Annotated in this window: 14 protein-coding genes; 4 read left to right on the plus strand and 10 right to left on the minus strand. The window is 67.7% G+C overall.

The window, feature by feature from the left end; all coding sequences use genetic code 11:
* Positions 1-38 precede the first annotated feature (38 nt).
* The 3 genes from phoH2 to glyA all read right to left on the minus strand — a co-directional run bounded on the left by phoH2 (position 39) and on the right by glyA (position 3,817).
* A complete protein-coding gene (phoH2, locus tag AC5Y4H_RS18790) occupies positions 39-1,340 on the minus strand; it encodes an RNA 5'-3' helicase PhoH2 (RefSeq protein ID WP_499983935.1) in 1,302 nt (433 codons plus the stop codon).
* Positions 1,341-1,592: 252 nt separating this feature from the next.
* Entirely contained in the window at positions 1,593-2,420 is an 828-nt protein-coding gene (locus AC5Y4H_RS18795) for an acyl-ACP desaturase (RefSeq protein WP_499983937.1), read from the minus strand.
* A 107-nt stretch (positions 2,421-2,527) separates the two neighbouring features.
* Positions 2,528-3,817, minus strand: a complete 1,290-nt coding sequence (gene glyA, locus AC5Y4H_RS18800) for a serine hydroxymethyltransferase (RefSeq protein ID WP_499984001.1) — start codon at positions 3,815-3,817, stop codon at positions 2,528-2,530.
* A 116-nt stretch (positions 3,818-3,933) separates the two neighbouring features.
* Between glyA and coaA the strand changes: the two genes are divergently transcribed.
* On the plus strand, positions 3,934-4,872 hold the full coding sequence (coaA, locus tag AC5Y4H_RS18805) for a type I pantothenate kinase (protein WP_499983939.1): 939 nt from the start codon (positions 3,934-3,936) through the stop codon (positions 4,870-4,872).
* 21 nt (positions 4,873-4,893) lie between these two features.
* On the opposite strand, the gene AC5Y4H_RS18810 is transcribed toward coaA, so the two are convergent.
* The 3 genes from AC5Y4H_RS18810 to AC5Y4H_RS18820 form a co-directional block, all read right to left on the minus strand.
* Positions 4,894-5,316, minus strand: coding sequence for a hypothetical protein (locus AC5Y4H_RS18810; RefSeq protein WP_499983942.1), 423 nt, complete (start codon positions 5,314-5,316; stop codon positions 4,894-4,896).
* A gap of 232 nt (positions 5,317-5,548) precedes the next feature.
* Positions 5,549-6,928 (minus strand): hypothetical protein, encoded by a 1,380-nt coding sequence (locus AC5Y4H_RS18815; protein WP_499983944.1) that lies wholly within the window; start codon positions 6,926-6,928, stop codon positions 5,549-5,551.
* Between the two features lie 48 nt (positions 6,929-6,976).
* A complete protein-coding gene (locus tag AC5Y4H_RS18820) occupies positions 6,977-7,765 on the minus strand; it encodes a (2Z,6E)-farnesyl diphosphate synthase (RefSeq protein ID WP_459972257.1) in 789 nt (262 codons plus the stop codon).
* Positions 7,766-7,933: 168 nt separating this feature from the next.
* Between AC5Y4H_RS18820 and trhA the strand changes: the two genes are divergently transcribed.
* Entirely contained in the window at positions 7,934-8,707 is a 774-nt protein-coding gene (gene trhA, locus AC5Y4H_RS18825; RefSeq protein WP_499983945.1) for a PAQR family membrane homeostasis protein TrhA, read from the plus strand.
* Between the two features lie 19 nt (positions 8,708-8,726).
* Here the strand turns inward: trhA and AC5Y4H_RS18830 are convergent, their stop codons facing one another.
* Genes AC5Y4H_RS18830 through mca form a run of 4 tightly spaced genes read right to left on the minus strand, consistent with a single transcriptional unit; the run spans position 8,727 to position 12,308 of the window.
* On the minus strand, positions 8,727-9,110 hold the full coding sequence (locus tag AC5Y4H_RS18830) for a nuclear transport factor 2 family protein (RefSeq protein WP_499983946.1): 384 nt from the start codon (positions 9,108-9,110) through the stop codon (positions 8,727-8,729).
* Positions 9,111-9,131: 21 nt separating this feature from the next.
* Positions 9,132-11,147, minus strand: a complete 2,016-nt coding sequence (locus AC5Y4H_RS18835; protein WP_499983947.1) for a thioredoxin domain-containing protein — start codon at positions 11,145-11,147, stop codon at positions 9,132-9,134.
* Positions 11,134-11,439: a hypothetical protein gene (locus AC5Y4H_RS18840; protein ID WP_499983949.1), complete on the minus strand. Its 306-nt coding sequence runs from the start codon at positions 11,437-11,439 to the stop codon at positions 11,134-11,136. The genes AC5Y4H_RS18835 and AC5Y4H_RS18840 overlap by 14 nt, the downstream gene beginning before the upstream one ends.
* A complete protein-coding gene (mca, locus tag AC5Y4H_RS18845) occupies positions 11,436-12,308 on the minus strand; it encodes a mycothiol conjugate amidase Mca (RefSeq protein ID WP_499983952.1) in 873 nt (290 codons plus the stop codon). The genes AC5Y4H_RS18840 and mca overlap by 4 nt, the downstream gene beginning before the upstream one ends.
* A 113-nt stretch (positions 12,309-12,421) precedes the next feature.
* Here mca and AC5Y4H_RS18850 point away from each other — a divergent pair, with 113 nt between their 5' ends.
* Both AC5Y4H_RS18850 and greA read left to right on the plus strand, forming a co-directional pair.
* On the plus strand, positions 12,422-12,856 hold the full coding sequence (locus AC5Y4H_RS18850; protein WP_499983955.1) for a DUF4307 domain-containing protein: 435 nt from the start codon (positions 12,422-12,424) through the stop codon (positions 12,854-12,856).
* 221 nt (positions 12,857-13,077) lie between these two features.
* The gene (gene greA, locus AC5Y4H_RS18855) at positions 13,078-13,572 is read left to right on the plus strand and encodes a transcription elongation factor GreA (protein ID WP_067348672.1); all 495 of its coding nucleotides are present in this window, start codon (positions 13,078-13,080) and stop codon (positions 13,570-13,572) included.
* Positions 13,573-13,658: the final 86 nt, after the last annotated feature.

The raw sequence follows: 13,658 nt of genomic DNA on the forward strand, positions 1-13,658 counted from the left end.
AGGGCCTTACCCGGGGTCGAGCGCGCTGGTCAGGCGTCTCACTGCGGGCCGGCGATCTCCTCGAGCATCTCGGTGACCAGGGCGGCAATCGGCGATCGCTCGCTGCGCAACAGGGTGATGTGGGCGAACAGCGGGTGGCCCTTGAGTTTCTCGATCACCGCCGCTACCCCGTCGTGGCGGCCCACCCGCAAGTTGTCGCGCTGCGCGATGTCATGTGTCAGCACCACCCGCGATCCGGTGCCCAGCCGCGACAGCACGGTCAGCAGGACGTTGCGCTCCAGAGACTGCGCTTCATCGACGATGACGAACGAGTCGTGCAGCGACCGGCCCCGGATGTGGGTCAGCGGCAGCACCTCGAGCATGCCGCGGGAGAGCACTTCCTCCAGCACCGCCGGGCTGGCCAGACCCTCGAGGGTGTCGAAGACGGCCTGCGCCCACGGGCCCATCTTCTCGCTTTCGCTGCCCGGCAGATAGCCCAGCTCTTGTCCGCCGACGGCATAGAGCGGCCGGAAGACGACGACCTTGCGTTGGGTGCGCCGCTCCAGCACCGCCTCCAGGCCGGCGCACAACGCGAGCGCCGACTTGCCCGTACCGGCCTTGCCGCCCAGCGACACGATGCCCACCGACTCGTCGAGCAGCAGGTCGAGCGCCACTCGCTGTTCGGCGGACCGCCCGCGCAGCCCGAACGCCTCGCGGTCGCCGCGCACCAGCTGGACGCGTTTGTCCGCGTTGACCCGGCCCAGCGCATGAGAACTACCGCCGAGCAGCCGAACACCGGTGTGGCAGGGCAGGTCTCGCGCTTCCATCAGATCGATCTCGCCATCGGTGAACAGGGCGTCGATGTCCTCGGTGGCGGTCTCGATCTCGCGCATCCCCGACCAGCCGGACGCGACCACGTCCTGCGCGTGGTATTCGTCGGCGGCCAGTCCCACCGCGGCGGCTTTAACTCGAAGCGGAATGTCCTTGCTGACCAACGTAACTCGCTTGCCTTCGGCCGCCAGGTTGGCGGCGCAGCTCAGGATGCGCGAGTCGTTGCTGTCACTGCGGAAACCGGCCGGCAGCACCGACGGGTCGGTGTGGTTGAGCTCGACGTGCAGCGAACCGCCCTGCGCCCCAACGGGAATGGGCTGATCCAGCCGCCCGTGCATCAGCCGAAGGTCGTCGAACAGCCGCAACGCCTGGCGGGCGAACCAGCCCAGCTCGTGGTGGTGGCGTTTGGCCTCCAGCTCGCTGATCACCACCAACGGAACAACCACCTCGTGTTCGGCGAACCGGCTGCACGCCCAGGGGTCGGACAGCAGCACGGAAGTGTCGATCACGTAGGTCCGGATATCGGTCACGTAGCGCTCCTCGAGCGGGATGAGCCCGCGCGGACCCGCACAGGCATGTCGACGGGAACCGCAGCACCAGGACCGGGGCCGGTCCTTCCGTTGTGGTGACGGGAGGTGCCGCCCTGGCAGCAGAGCATGACGCTGACCATCGAGAACGACGCTACCCCCGTGGCCGCGCGCCCGCTGTGCAGGCGCGCCGACGTGGCGAGCCGAGACCACCTTCGGTGGGCGGCCCATATCGAGAGGTGCGCGCGGGTCGGCTCAGCCGACGACGAATTGCCGCAGTTGGGGCTCGTCCGCGAGCCCCCATGCTGCGATGCGGTCGGAGATGGCCTGACGCAGCTGCTCCGGACCGAAAACGCCTGCCTTTTCGACGTTCTGCACCTTGTCCACATACGCATCGATGTCGGCGCCGGGCACGTCCAGGTCGGCTGCCCGGGCCGCGATCGCCGCGATGGTCTCGTCGCGGGTGTACTCGAGGCAGTGCGCCACGAGGTTCGAGAAGAAGACTTCGTGGCGGCGCTCGTCGCGGGCGATCCGGTCGATGAGACCGGCCAGGATGGGCTCCTCGAGTTGCGCGGCAAGGTTTTCGCAGAACACCGCGTGGGTGCGCTCGACGAACGCCATGTGCACCAATATTTCGACCTGCGAGTAGGTGTCGGCGCGGTAGCCCTTCATGACGTACTGGACGCGGGCCTCTTCGTTGGCGGTGGGATCGACCTCGCGGGTCACCACCAGATACTCACGCAGCGCGATCGCGTGCAGGTGCTCCTCGGCGGTCCACCGGCCCAGCCAGCGGCCCCAGTAGTCCTCCAAAATGAAGTGCTCGACCAGCTCGCGGTGGTGCGCGGCGAGGTTGTCCTTGAGCAGCAGGATGATCTCGCACGCGTCGGTCAACGGCCGCGGCAGCGTCATCGACGACGCGTCCCAGTCACGTCCACCCAAGAAGGCGAAGTTCTCGCCCCGTTCGAACGGCACGTAGTCGTGCGCGAACCAGATTTCTTCGGTGGACAGGTGGCGGTCGATGTTCGCTTCGACGACCGGCTCGAGTTCCAGGGTCAGCGCGTTAGCGACAGGTCTTTCGGCCATGAGATAACTGTAACCCGCGTACACAGGTTCATGAAATCGACCCGGCCGTGTCGCGGCAACTGATGACTTTGGTCCTCAGACGCGCCCGGCCACGCCGTCCGGCCGGGTCAGCGGCCGACCAGCGCCCAGTCCTCGAGGCCGTCGTACAGCGGAAACTCCTGCGCCAGCCGCGTCACACGCTGCCGCAATCCCGTCACTTGCTGTTCGGAGGCCGAACTGCCGGCCGCCAAAGCGGTGGCGATCACGTCGGCAACCTCACCGAACTCGGTGTCACCGAAGCCGCGCGTGGCCAGCGCGGGGGTCCCGATCCGCAGCCCCGAGGTGACCATCGGCGGGCGCGGGTCGTTGGGCACGGCGTTGCGGTTGACGGTGATGCCGACCTCGTGCAGCAGGTCTTCGGCGGCCTGACCGTCGAGCGGGGAGTTGCGCAGGTCCACCAGCACCAGGTGCACGTCGGTGCCGCCGCTGACCACCGACACGCCGGCCTTCGCGACATCGGCGGCCAGCAGCCGCTCGGCGAGGATGCGCGCACCGGAGAGCGTGCGCTGCTGCCGCTCGACGAATTCGTCGGTGCTAGCGATCTTCAATGCCACGGCCTTGCCGGCGATGACGTGCATGAGGGGCCCGCCCTGCTGGCCCGGGAACACCGCAGAGTTGACGGCCTTGGCGTACTCCTGCTTGCCCAGGATCATGCCCGAGCGGCCGCCGCCGAGCGTCTTGTGCACGGTGGTCGAGACGATGTCGGCGTGCGGCACGGGAGACGGGTGCAGTCCGGCCGCGACGAGGCCCGCGAAGTGCGCCATGTCCACCCAGAGCTTGGCGTCGACCTCGTCGGCGATCGACCGGAACGCGGCGAAGTCGAGGATCCGCGGATAGGCCGACCAGCCGGCGATGATCACCTTCGGGCGAAACTCGAGCGCCTGGGCGCGTACCGCGTCCATGTCGACCAGATGCGTCGTCGGGTCGACGCCGTAGAAGCCGTTCTCGTAGAGCTTGCCCGAGAAGTTCAGTTTCATGCCGTGCGTCAGGTGACCACCGTTGGCCAGGTCCAGACCCAGCAGCCGCTCCCCCGGCGACATCAGCGCGTGCAGCACGGCGGCGTTGGCCTGGGCACCCGAATGCGGTTGCACGTTGGCGAAGTCGGCGCCGAAGAGCGCCTTGGCCCGGTCCCGGGCAATGTTCTCCACGACGTCGACGTACTCGCAGCCGCCGTAGTAGCGGCGACCGGGCAATCCCTCGGCGTATTTGTTGGTCAGCACGCTGCCCTGCGCCTGCAGCACCGCACGCGGCACGAAGTTCTCCGAAGCGATCATCTCGAGCGTGTCGCGTTGGCGGCCGAGCTCTTTGCCCAGGAGTTCGGCGATATCCGGGTCGACGTCGGCCAGTGGCGCGGACATCACAGACGTCGAGGGGCGGGCATCAGGTGCAGCAGTCACGGCCGCCAGTCTATCCAGCGCTGACTTTTCGCCAGCCCAGCCGTTCGGCATTTCGACGCTCCTGTAACACTTGCACTATGCCGCGGCTTAGCGAGCCGAGCCCTTACGTGGAGTTCGACCGAAAGCAATGGCGTGCGCTTCGTATGTCGACGCCGCTGGCCCTCACCGAGGAAGAACTCGTCGGCCTGCGCGGCTTGGGCGAACAAATCGACTTGCTCGAAGTCGAAGAGGTCTATTTGCCGCTGGCCCGGCTGATTCATCTGCAGGTCGCCGCGCGGCAGCGACTGTTCGCCGCCACCGCCGAATTCCTTGGCGAACCTCAGCAAAACCCGGACCGGCCGGTGCCGTTCATCATCGGGGTGGCCGGCAGCGTGGCGGTCGGCAAGTCGACGACCGCCCGCGTGCTGCAGGCGCTGCTGGCGCGCTGGGATCATCACCCCCGGGTGGACCTGGTCACCACCGACGGCTTCCTATACCCGAATGCGGAGCTGGACCGGCGGAACCTGATGCACCGCAAGGGGTTTCCGGAAAGCTACAACCGCCGCGCGCTGATGCGGTTTGTGACCTCGGTCAAATCCGGTTCGGACTACGCATGTGCGCCCGTCTATTCGCACCTCAAATACGACATCATCCCCGGGGCTAAACACGTGGTCCGGCACCCCGACATCCTGATCCTGGAGGGCCTCAACGTTCTGCAGACCGGTCCGACCCTGATGGTGTCGGACCTGTTCGACTTCGGCGTCTACGTCGACGCCCGAATAGAAGACATTGAGCAGTGGTACATCTCGCGGTTCCTGGCCATGCGCAGCACCGCCTTCGCCGATCCCGAATCGCACTTCCACCACTACTCGGCGTTGAACGACACGAAGGCGGTCGCCGCCGCTCGCGAAATCTGGCGCTCGATCAACCGCCCCAACCTGGTTGAGAACATCCTCCCCACCCGACCGCGCGCCACCTTGGTTCTGCGCAAAGACGCCGACCACTCGATCAATCGGCTCCGGCTGCGCAAGCTTTAACGTCCCGCACAGACCGGCGGGTCACGCCTCTAGGCGACGCAGTCCCAGGTATTGCAGCCCCGCGAAGGCCGCGGTGTATGCGCCGCTGGCCAGCGTCAACGCGACGCCGGTCAGGGTCAGCGGCAGCGCTTCCGCGGCGACGATCGCGGCCAGCGTGAAAACGATGTTGACTACCACGACGCTGACACCGACGCGGCGTAGTTCCGGCAGCGCCCCGAGGCTGAACACCAGCAGGCCGGCAAGCACGAAGATGACGCCCACACCGTATTCCTGGAAGGACGTCAGGCCGGTCAGCGACGAAATCGGGTCGGCGAGGAAGGCGATGACCAGACCGAACATCCCGGTCAGGGTCGCGTCGGCACGCACGGCAAAACGCAACAGCGAGTCCGTCGAGTCGTAGAGGGGTCGGGTCGGGATGGTTGATACGCCGGTAATCGAGCTCATCTGCTTACTCCTCGCGATGGCGGGTTGGGTCGAACAGCTTTGAGGGTGCCGCCAGTGCACTGCCATATCGACTCGTGACGCTGCCAACTAGTGCCACGGATACAACGACGTGGTGGTTCACCCGGCTATTCCCATCGGCGGGTAAATATTTGACACGCGCCAATCGGCAGGCCTCAGCGGCACCAGCAGCCACAGGCGCACAACACCGTGCCCCTACGACGGCTCCGACCGTCTACCCGTTGTATTCGCTGGGAACCGGCACCCGGCCACGAAGGTCGGCGGCGATCAGCCGGGCCGCGGCGTTCTGCCAATTGTGCAGCGAACGCTGCGGCACCTCGGTGACGAACCAGTGCCAGGCCTGGCGAGCGGTCGGATCCAGGCCCGAGGCGGTGGCGTTCTGCGCGTAGGCGCGTACCCCGACGACGTAGGGAAAGTACAGCGAGTTGTAGTAGCGCCACTCCTCGCTGGTCCCGAAGTCGCCGCCGTCGCGCGGTTTGAGGCGCGCTATGCCGTCGGCCAGCACGGCCTTGAGTTCGTTGGCCCGCTCGATCGGTTGGTCGGGGGCTCCCCGGGCGGCCAGCCGCTCATCGATCACCGGTAACGCGGTCAGCGGGCTGGCGACCAGCTTGGTCAGGTCGCCGTAGTGGCCCAGCGCCCGCCGGGTGAGTCTGGCGAAGGTGACCTCATCGACGTCGGCGAGCGGATGCTCCTGGCGCAGCGGCAGCGCCGCCCCGGTATGCCGCAGCGCGGCCCGATCCGCCCGCAGCGCAGGCGATTTCGAGAATGCCAGCCGGTCGAGCACGCCGGCCAGCGGATCCGCGAGCACCTGCACGGTGATCGCGATCGCCAGGCTGGTGAACAGCAGCACGGTCAGCGCGGTCCGCGCGCCGGGATCTTCGCGGGTCACCGCCAACCCGATCAGCGCCTGCCCGCCGAACAGCACCGCCACCGCCGCCGAACCGGCGAACGAACGGAGCATGTCGGCGCGCAACGCGTGGCCCTCGTCGAACGCGTCCCACAGGGCGACGGCGACCCCGAGCCCCAGAACGTCGCAACTCGTCGATGCCAGCGCAACCCAACTCGGCACCAGGCCCAGCGGAATGATCAGGATCGCGTTGCTCAGCGCGAAGAACAGGGTGGCGGTAATGGCGAGTCCCACCGCGGGCCTCGGCCGCCGCGGCCGGCGCAGCACGGCGGCCATCGCCCCGAGCGTCGACACCGAGATCACCGCGAACATCAGCCAGTGACCCGGCCGCAGCGGCCCGTCGACGCCGCCGGCCAGCGCCGCCCCGAACAGGGTCAGCGCGGCAACCCCGGCTACGAGCAGCAACTCGCCGGTGCGCGCCCGCCGGCCGTCGCTGGGCCGGGACAACTCGACGAGCACCGCAAACCAGGCCAGGCCGGGGACGGTCGCCAGGTAGATCTCGACTCTGCTCAGCGCCTGCGCGTGCGCAGGACTGGCGGTGCGGACCGCATCCAGCGCCACCACGAGGGCGAAGCCAGACAGTCCGATCGCCGTGAGTGCGAGGACGGGTTTGCGCGGATCGCGGGCCGCCAGATAGAGACCCAGCCAGGCGCTCAGCGTGAACACCACCGCCGACAGCGCAGCCATGCACTCAGTGTGGCACGCAGGCGGGCGGGCTCTGAAGACGTTCGGGGGTTACTTGCCGTGCCGGCGATCCCGCCGGCTGTAGTCGCGCAGCGCGCGCAGGAAGTCGACGCGGCGGAACGCGGGCCAATGCGTCTCGCAGAACCACATCTCCGAATACGCGCTCTGCCACAGCAGAAACCCGGACAGACGCTGCTCGCCCGACGTGCGTATCACCAGGTCGGGGTCGGGTTGTCCGGACGTGTAGAGGTTCTCGGAAATGGCGTCGACGGTCACCGCGTCGACGAGCTCCTCGCCGGTGGCGCCGTTGGCGAGTTCTTTGTTGAGCAACGCACGCACCGCGCCGACGATCTCCTGCCGGCCGCCATAGCCGACCGCCACGTTGACGTGGAAAGGCGCGACGCTGGGCGTGGACTCGACGGCCCCGCGCAACCGGCGGGCCGGCTCGTCGCCGAGCAGTTCCAAATCCCCCACCGTGCGCACGCTCCAGCGGTTTGCCGGTGCGCAGATTTCCTCGACGACGTCGGTGATGATCTCGATCAGCCCGGCGAGCTCGTCGGGGTCGCGTTGCAGATTTTCCGTGGACAGCAGGTACACCGTCGTCATTTCGACACCGGCTTCCTGACACCAGCGGAGCATCTCGGCGATCTTGGACGCACCCATCCGGTAGCCGTAGCTGACGTCCTCGTATCCCGCGTCCCTGGCCCATCGCCGGTTCCCGTCGCACAGCACGGCGATATGCCGTGGCAGCTGGGACTTTGAGGCGGCAAGGCCCTGCCGCAGCCGCAGCTCGTAGACGCGATACAGCGGCTCTTTGAGGCGCGGCGGGATGATTTCCACGAACAATTACCCTACTGCCAGCGGTGATCTATTCACCGGTTCTCATTTCGGCCCGGTCGTCTGAGAAGTCGAGACTGCGCCGTAACCATCCCTGGCTACTGTGGATCTTGAGCAGCCTTCGGCGGCTTTCCCCTTCACCCCAAGTTGCGAGAGCAAGACACAGGAGACATGAGCAGCCAGACCAGCACCGCACCTAACCCGGAACCCGAACCCGACTCGATCGTCCCGGGCAACACCGTCGAGCAGTTCGTCGAGGGCGCCGCCCAGGTGTTGGGCAAGCCCCGGATGCGCGGCTGGATCCATTTCGTCTCGGCGTGGCTGGCCATCATCACCGGCGCCACGCTGGTGTCGGTTTCGTGGGCGGTCTCCTCGCCCCGCGCCGGCCACTCGACGCTGGTCTATGCCGCGGCGACGGTGGCGATGTTCGCGGTCAGCGCCACCTATCACCGGGTGCACTGGAAGTCAGACGTCGCGCGCAGCCGGATGAAGCGGCTCGACCATTCGATGATCTTCGTGTTCATCGCGGGCAGCTACACCCCGTTCGCGCGGTTGGTCATGCCGCAGAACACCGGGGTTCTGGTGCAGTGCATCGTGTGGGGAGGCGCAGCCGCCGGCATCGCGTTGAAGATGTGCTGGCCGACGGCGCCGCGCTGGGTCGGCGTGCCGCTGTATCTGCTGCTGGGGTGGGTGGCCGTCTGGTTCGCCCCCACGATCCTGCACCAGGCCGGCGTGGCCGCAATGGTGCTGCTGGCGGTGGGCGGCGTGTTCTACAGCGTCGGCGGAATCTTCTACGGCCTGCGCTGGCCCGACCCGTGGCCGAAGACGTTCGGCTATCACGAGTTCTTCCACGCCTTCACCGCGATCGCGGCGATCCTGCATTACGTCGCCATGTGGTTCGCCGTCTTCTACACGAGCGACCACGCCTGGCTGGTGGGCGGCTAGGGCTGCCTCCTCACCCCGATCAGCCCGGGGTGACGTCATCCTCCGGCGACCAGTAGGCCTTCATCGAGGCGATCTTGCCGCGGCTGTCGAAGACCATGACGTCGATCGGCTCGATCACCATGCGGTGCTCGCCCGCGGTGACGGTCAGCCGGAATTGGAAGGCCGCCTCGTTGCCGGCGATGCGCAGCGTGACCAGTTCGCATTCGCGCTGCAACTCGTTGACCGCGGAGTAGAAGCCGTGGATGGCCTGCCGGCCGATGTGCACCTCGCCGCCGACCGGATCCTCGACGGTGGCGTCGTCGGCGTACAACTCGACCAAGTCGTCGGCGCTGCCCTTGGCGACCAGTTCGATGTAGCGGTTGACCGTGTTCCTGATCGCTTCGGTCCTGGCGGCATTCGGCATGGGACGCAGGGTAACCCCGCGCTAGTGACCCGCAACACCCAGGGCGGCAGCCAGCTCGGTCGCGCCGGTCACCGGCAGATCGCAGACCTGGCCACGGCACACGTAGGCGGCGTCGGCGCCGCCCACGCGGGCCCGGTCGGCCAGCAGCGCCGATGAATCCACTTCCCCGCCCACGACGATCGCCCCGCCCGGTGCCAGCCGTCGCGCCTCGGCCAACAGCGTCGAGGCCGACGGGTCGCAGGCAACCGCGATCTGCAGCGGCCCACGCACCGCCGCTTCCGCGACCGCCAGCCAATGCCCGGCCGACCGCGGCGCGCGTTCCAGCAACACCGAGTGCGCGCCCAGCGATTCGGTGACCGCGCGCAGATACCGCTCGGCACGATCACCGTCGACCAGGTGCGCGGCCGTCAGCAGCGCCTCGGTGATCGACGATGCCCCCGACGGAGTCGCACCGTCCAACGGGTCGGCCGGCCGGAGCACCAACCGCTCGGCGTCGTCGGCGGTGTCGAACCAGCGGCCGGGTTGCGCCCGATCGGCGAAGTGCGCCAACGCGGTGTCCAGCAGATCAGTTGCCGTCGTCAGCCAGATCTCCTCGGCGGACAGCTGATACAACGCCAGAAGCCCGGTGGCCAGCATCGCGTAGTCCTCGAGGATGGCAACGCTGTCGCCGACCACGCCGCCCAGGCTGGCGCGTCGCAACCGGCCGTCGACGACATGCAGATCCAGCAGCGCCCGCGCGCAGCGCCGTGCGGCTTCGGCTAGTTCGGGCTCGTCGAGCGCCACGCTGGCCTCGGCTAACGCGGTGATCGCCAGCCCGTTCCATGACGAGACGACCTTGTCGTCGCGTCCGGGCTGGATTCGGGTGAGCCGGGCGGCCAACAGCGCGGACCGCACCCGGTTCAGCCGCTGGGGATCCTCGGCGTCGGCGTGGGCCTGCAGCACCGAGGCGCCGTGCTCGAATGTGCCGCTCGGGGTGACCGCGAAAACGCTTGCCGCCCACGGCCCGTCGTCGGGGCCTAGCACCTCGTTCAGCTGCGCCGGCGTCCAGACGTAGGTCGAGCCCTCGCGGCCGTCCGCGTCGGCGTCCAGCGACGAGGTGAACATGGCACCGTCGGCCAGATCGTCGAGCAGGAAGCGGGCGGTCTGGGCGCTGACTCGGCGAGCCAGCGGGTCACCGGTGCGGCGCGCCCAGTGCGCGTACGCGCGCAACAGCAGCGCGTTGTCGTAGAGCATCTTCTCGAAATGCGGTACCACCCAGGCGTTGTCGACGCTGTAACGGGCGAAGCCGCCGCCGAGTTGGTCGTAGATGCCACCGCGCGCCATCGCGTTGCCGGTGTGCGATACCGCCGCAAGCGCCGCCGGTGAGCCGGTGCGCTCGTAGTGGCGCAGCAGGGCCTCGAGCAGCGCCGACGGCGGGAATTTGGGCGCGCCCCCGAATCCGCCGTGCACCGCGTCGCGCTCCTGCAGCAGCGTGGCGACGGCGTGATCGCACAAATCCGGCCCGACCGAGGGGCCGCCACCGGGAATACCGGACGCCATCTTGCGTAGCTCGCCGGCGATATGGTCGGATGCCTCTTCCACCTCGCCACGGCGCTCCCGCCAGGTCGCGGATACGGCCGAAAGGAGTTGCAGGAAGCCTTGTTTCGGATAGTAGGTGCCGCAGAAGAAGGGACGACCGTCCGGAGTGAGGAAGCACGTCATCGGCCAGCCGCCATGCCCGTTGAGGGCGACCGTGGCGTTCATGTAGACCGCGTCGATGTCCGGGCGTTCCTCACGGTCGACCTTGATGCAGACGAATCCCGCGTTCATCGCGGCGGCCACTTCGTCGTCTTCAAACGATTCGTGGGCCATGACGTGGCACCAGTGGCACGCGGCGTAACCGACCGAAAGCAGGATAGGCACGTCGCGGGCGGCGGCGACGGCCAGCGCATCGGGACCCCACTGCTGCCAATGCACCGGATTGTCGGCGTGCTGGCGCAGATACGGACTGGTCGCCAGCCCAAGGGTATTCGTCGAAGCCGGGTCAGCCGGGCTCATCGCCGGGCCCCGGGGCTCGCGGCGAGCCGTCCGTGTCATCCGGGGCGTTGCCCCGGTCGACCGCGTCGGTGCCCTCGTCAGCGGCCTGGTCCGGTTCGGGGTGCTTGGGATCGAACGTCTCCGGCACCTTCTTCAACTGCCGGTTCATCGAACGCAGCAGAAACAACGTGCTGATCAACAGCAATACGACGATCAGCAGACCGATCGGGCTGGCCTTGCCGAAATCCGGGCCGGTGTGGTGCGGCGGGCCGTCGGCTTGCCAGCCGGCGGCGGCGAGGAGCAGGTGATTCACGCGTCGCTCTCGATCCCGGCGAACAGGTCGTCCTCCGGCAGCCGGACCGGAACCCGCGACCGCGCCAACTCGAATTCCTCAGTGGGCCAGAGCCGTTGCTGCCATTCGATCGGAGCCGCAAAGAAATCGTGGTCGGGGTCGATCTGCGTGGTGTGCGCCCGCAGCGCGTCGTCGCGCTGGCTGAAATACGCCGAACACTCGACGCGCGTGGTCACCCGGGACTCGAACGGATCGTGCTTGGCGTCCCAGTGCTCCAGCCACTTCTTGAACGGGGGTTCGTGACCGTGCTTGACGGCTTCGTCGTGCAGCAACTGCATCCGGGCACGCAGGAAGCCGTGGTTGTAGTACAGCTTGGACACCGTCCAGGGTTCGCCGGCGTCCTCGAAGCGACGATAATCACCGGCCGCCTCGAACGCGCCGACCGAAACCTGATGGCAACGAATGTGATCGGGGTGGGGATAGCCGCCGTTCTCGTCGTAGGTGGTCATCACGTGCGGACGGAACTCGCGGACCACGCGGACCAGCGCCTCGACCGACTCCTCCAACGGCACCAGCGCGAAACAACCCTCGGGCAACGGTGGTGGCGGGTCGCCCTGAGGTAATCCGGAGTCGACGAAACCCAGCCAGGTGTGCTCCACGCCGAGTATCTCGGCGGCCTTGGCCATCTCGTCACGGCGGATTTCGGCGATGTGTCCGTGCACCTCGGGCAGGTCCATCGCCGGGTTGAGGATGTCGCCGCGCTCGCCACCGGTCAACGTCACCACCAGCACTCGATGGCCTTCGTCGGCGTAGCGGGCCAGGGTGGCCGCGCCCTTGCTGGACTCGTCGTCGGGGTGGGCGTGCACCGCCATCAACCGCAACTCGCTCACGTGCCCCCTTGTCGCCTCTGGTGGTCGCCCGGTTTGACCCTATAATTCCAGTTCCGAGTTCGTTGCATGCTGTCGGCCGGTGCCGGGCAGCCGACAACCAGGCATAACCAGGTATGACCGAATCCCCGATCCAGCGTCCGGAGGCCCGCTACGGGCGCTCCCGGTTGTCTCGTATCTCCCGGCGGTGGGTGATCGTCACGCTGGGAGCGCTGGTAGTCGTGGCCGGGGTCGTCGTTGCCCTCGTCGGTTATCACCGGTTCGGCACCAGCGACGTCAAGGGGACGATGGCCGGCTATCGGGTGATCGACGACCAGACCGCCTCGATAACGATCAGCGTGACGCGATCGGATCCGTCGCGGCCGGTGGACTGCATCGTGCGGGTCCGCTCGCAGGACGGCAGCGAGACGGGCCGCCGAGAGCTGCTGGTCCCGCCGTCGGACGCGGCCACCGTGCAGGTGACCACGACGGTGAAATCATTCGAACCGCCGGTGGTGGCCGACATCTATGGCTGCGGCACCGATGTGCCCGCCTACCTGCGCCCCGCGTGACCTCCAATCCGCGATCGAACTGCGAATATGGGGTCATCAACTGTTAGCGCGGTGGTAACATGGATGAATACACGGTTCCGGTTGGGACCGTGTTGCTGCATTAGCGGCCGTGAGCAAAACGGAGCGGCAGCACACGGGGCGGGACGCGCACACGTCGGGAGCGGCGGAGCTAACAGGACTTAACGCGAACTCGCGGAACAAGATACGAGGAGCACGACGAGATGACGGACACTTCCGTGACCTGGCTTACCCAGGAGTCACACGACCGACTCAAGGCCGAGCTCGATCACTTGATTGCGAATCGTCCGGTCATCGCCGCGGAGATCAACGACCGCCGCGAGGAAGGCGACCTGCGCGAGAACGGTGGCTACCACGCCGCCCGCGAGGAGCAGGGTCAGCAGGAGGCGCGCATCCGCCAGCTGCAGGACCTGCTCAACAACGCGAAGGTCGGCGAGGCGCCCAAGCAGTCCGGCGTCGCGCTGCCGGGCTCGGTGGTGAAGGTCTGCTACAACGGCGACGAGTCCGACACGGAGACCTTCCTGATCGCCACCCGCCAGGAGGGCGTGAACGACGGCAAACTCGAGGTGTACTCGCCGAACTCACCGCTGGGCGGCGCCCTGATCGACGCCAAGGTGGGCGAGACCCGCAGCTACACCGTGCCGAACGGCAACACAGTGAAGGTGAAGCTGCTCAGCGCGGAGCCCTATCACTCCTGACCCGCTTCGCCCGGCACCGCCGCCCTCGCGATCGCCGCTGGCCCAATCGCGGCGACCCGCTTCGCCCGGCACCGCCGCCCTCGCGA

This window comes from Mycobacterium sp. NGS58 (genome assembly GCF_059812385.1).

Bases quoted from the DNA above. Each gene is read 5' to 3' on its own strand.
- trhA (WP_499983945.1), top strand. From the start codon at position 7,934: ATGAGCAGCCAGACCAGCACCGCACCTAACCCGGAACCCGAACCCGAC.
- AC5Y4H_RS18850 (WP_499983955.1), top strand. From the start codon at position 12,422: ATGACCGAATCCCCGATCCAGCGTCCGGAGGCCCGCTACGGGCGCTCC.
- AC5Y4H_RS18795 (WP_499983937.1), bottom strand. From the start codon at position 2,420: ATGGCCGAAAGACCTGTCGCTAACGCGCTGACCCTGGAACTCGAGCCG.
- AC5Y4H_RS18815 (WP_499983944.1), bottom strand. From the start codon at position 6,928: ATGGCTGCGCTGTCGGCGGTGGTGTTCACGCTGAGCGCCTGGCTGGGT.
- greA (WP_067348672.1), top strand. From the start codon at position 13,078: ATGACGGACACTTCCGTGACCTGGCTTACCCAGGAGTCACACGACCGA.
- AC5Y4H_RS18830 (WP_499983946.1), bottom strand. From the start codon at position 9,110: ATGCCGAATGCCGCCAGGACCGAAGCGATCAGGAACACGGTCAACCGC.
- glyA (WP_499984001.1), bottom strand. From the start codon at position 3,817: ATGTCCGCGCCACTGGCCGACGTCGACCCGGATATCGCCGAACTCCTG.
- coaA (WP_499983939.1), top strand. From the start codon at position 3,934: ATGCCGCGGCTTAGCGAGCCGAGCCCTTACGTGGAGTTCGACCGAAAG.
- AC5Y4H_RS18810 (WP_499983942.1), bottom strand. From the start codon at position 5,316: ATGAGCTCGATTACCGGCGTATCAACCATCCCGACCCGACCCCTCTAC.
- AC5Y4H_RS18835 (WP_499983947.1), bottom strand. From the start codon at position 11,147: ATGAGCCCGGCTGACCCGGCTTCGACGAATACCCTTGGGCTGGCGACC.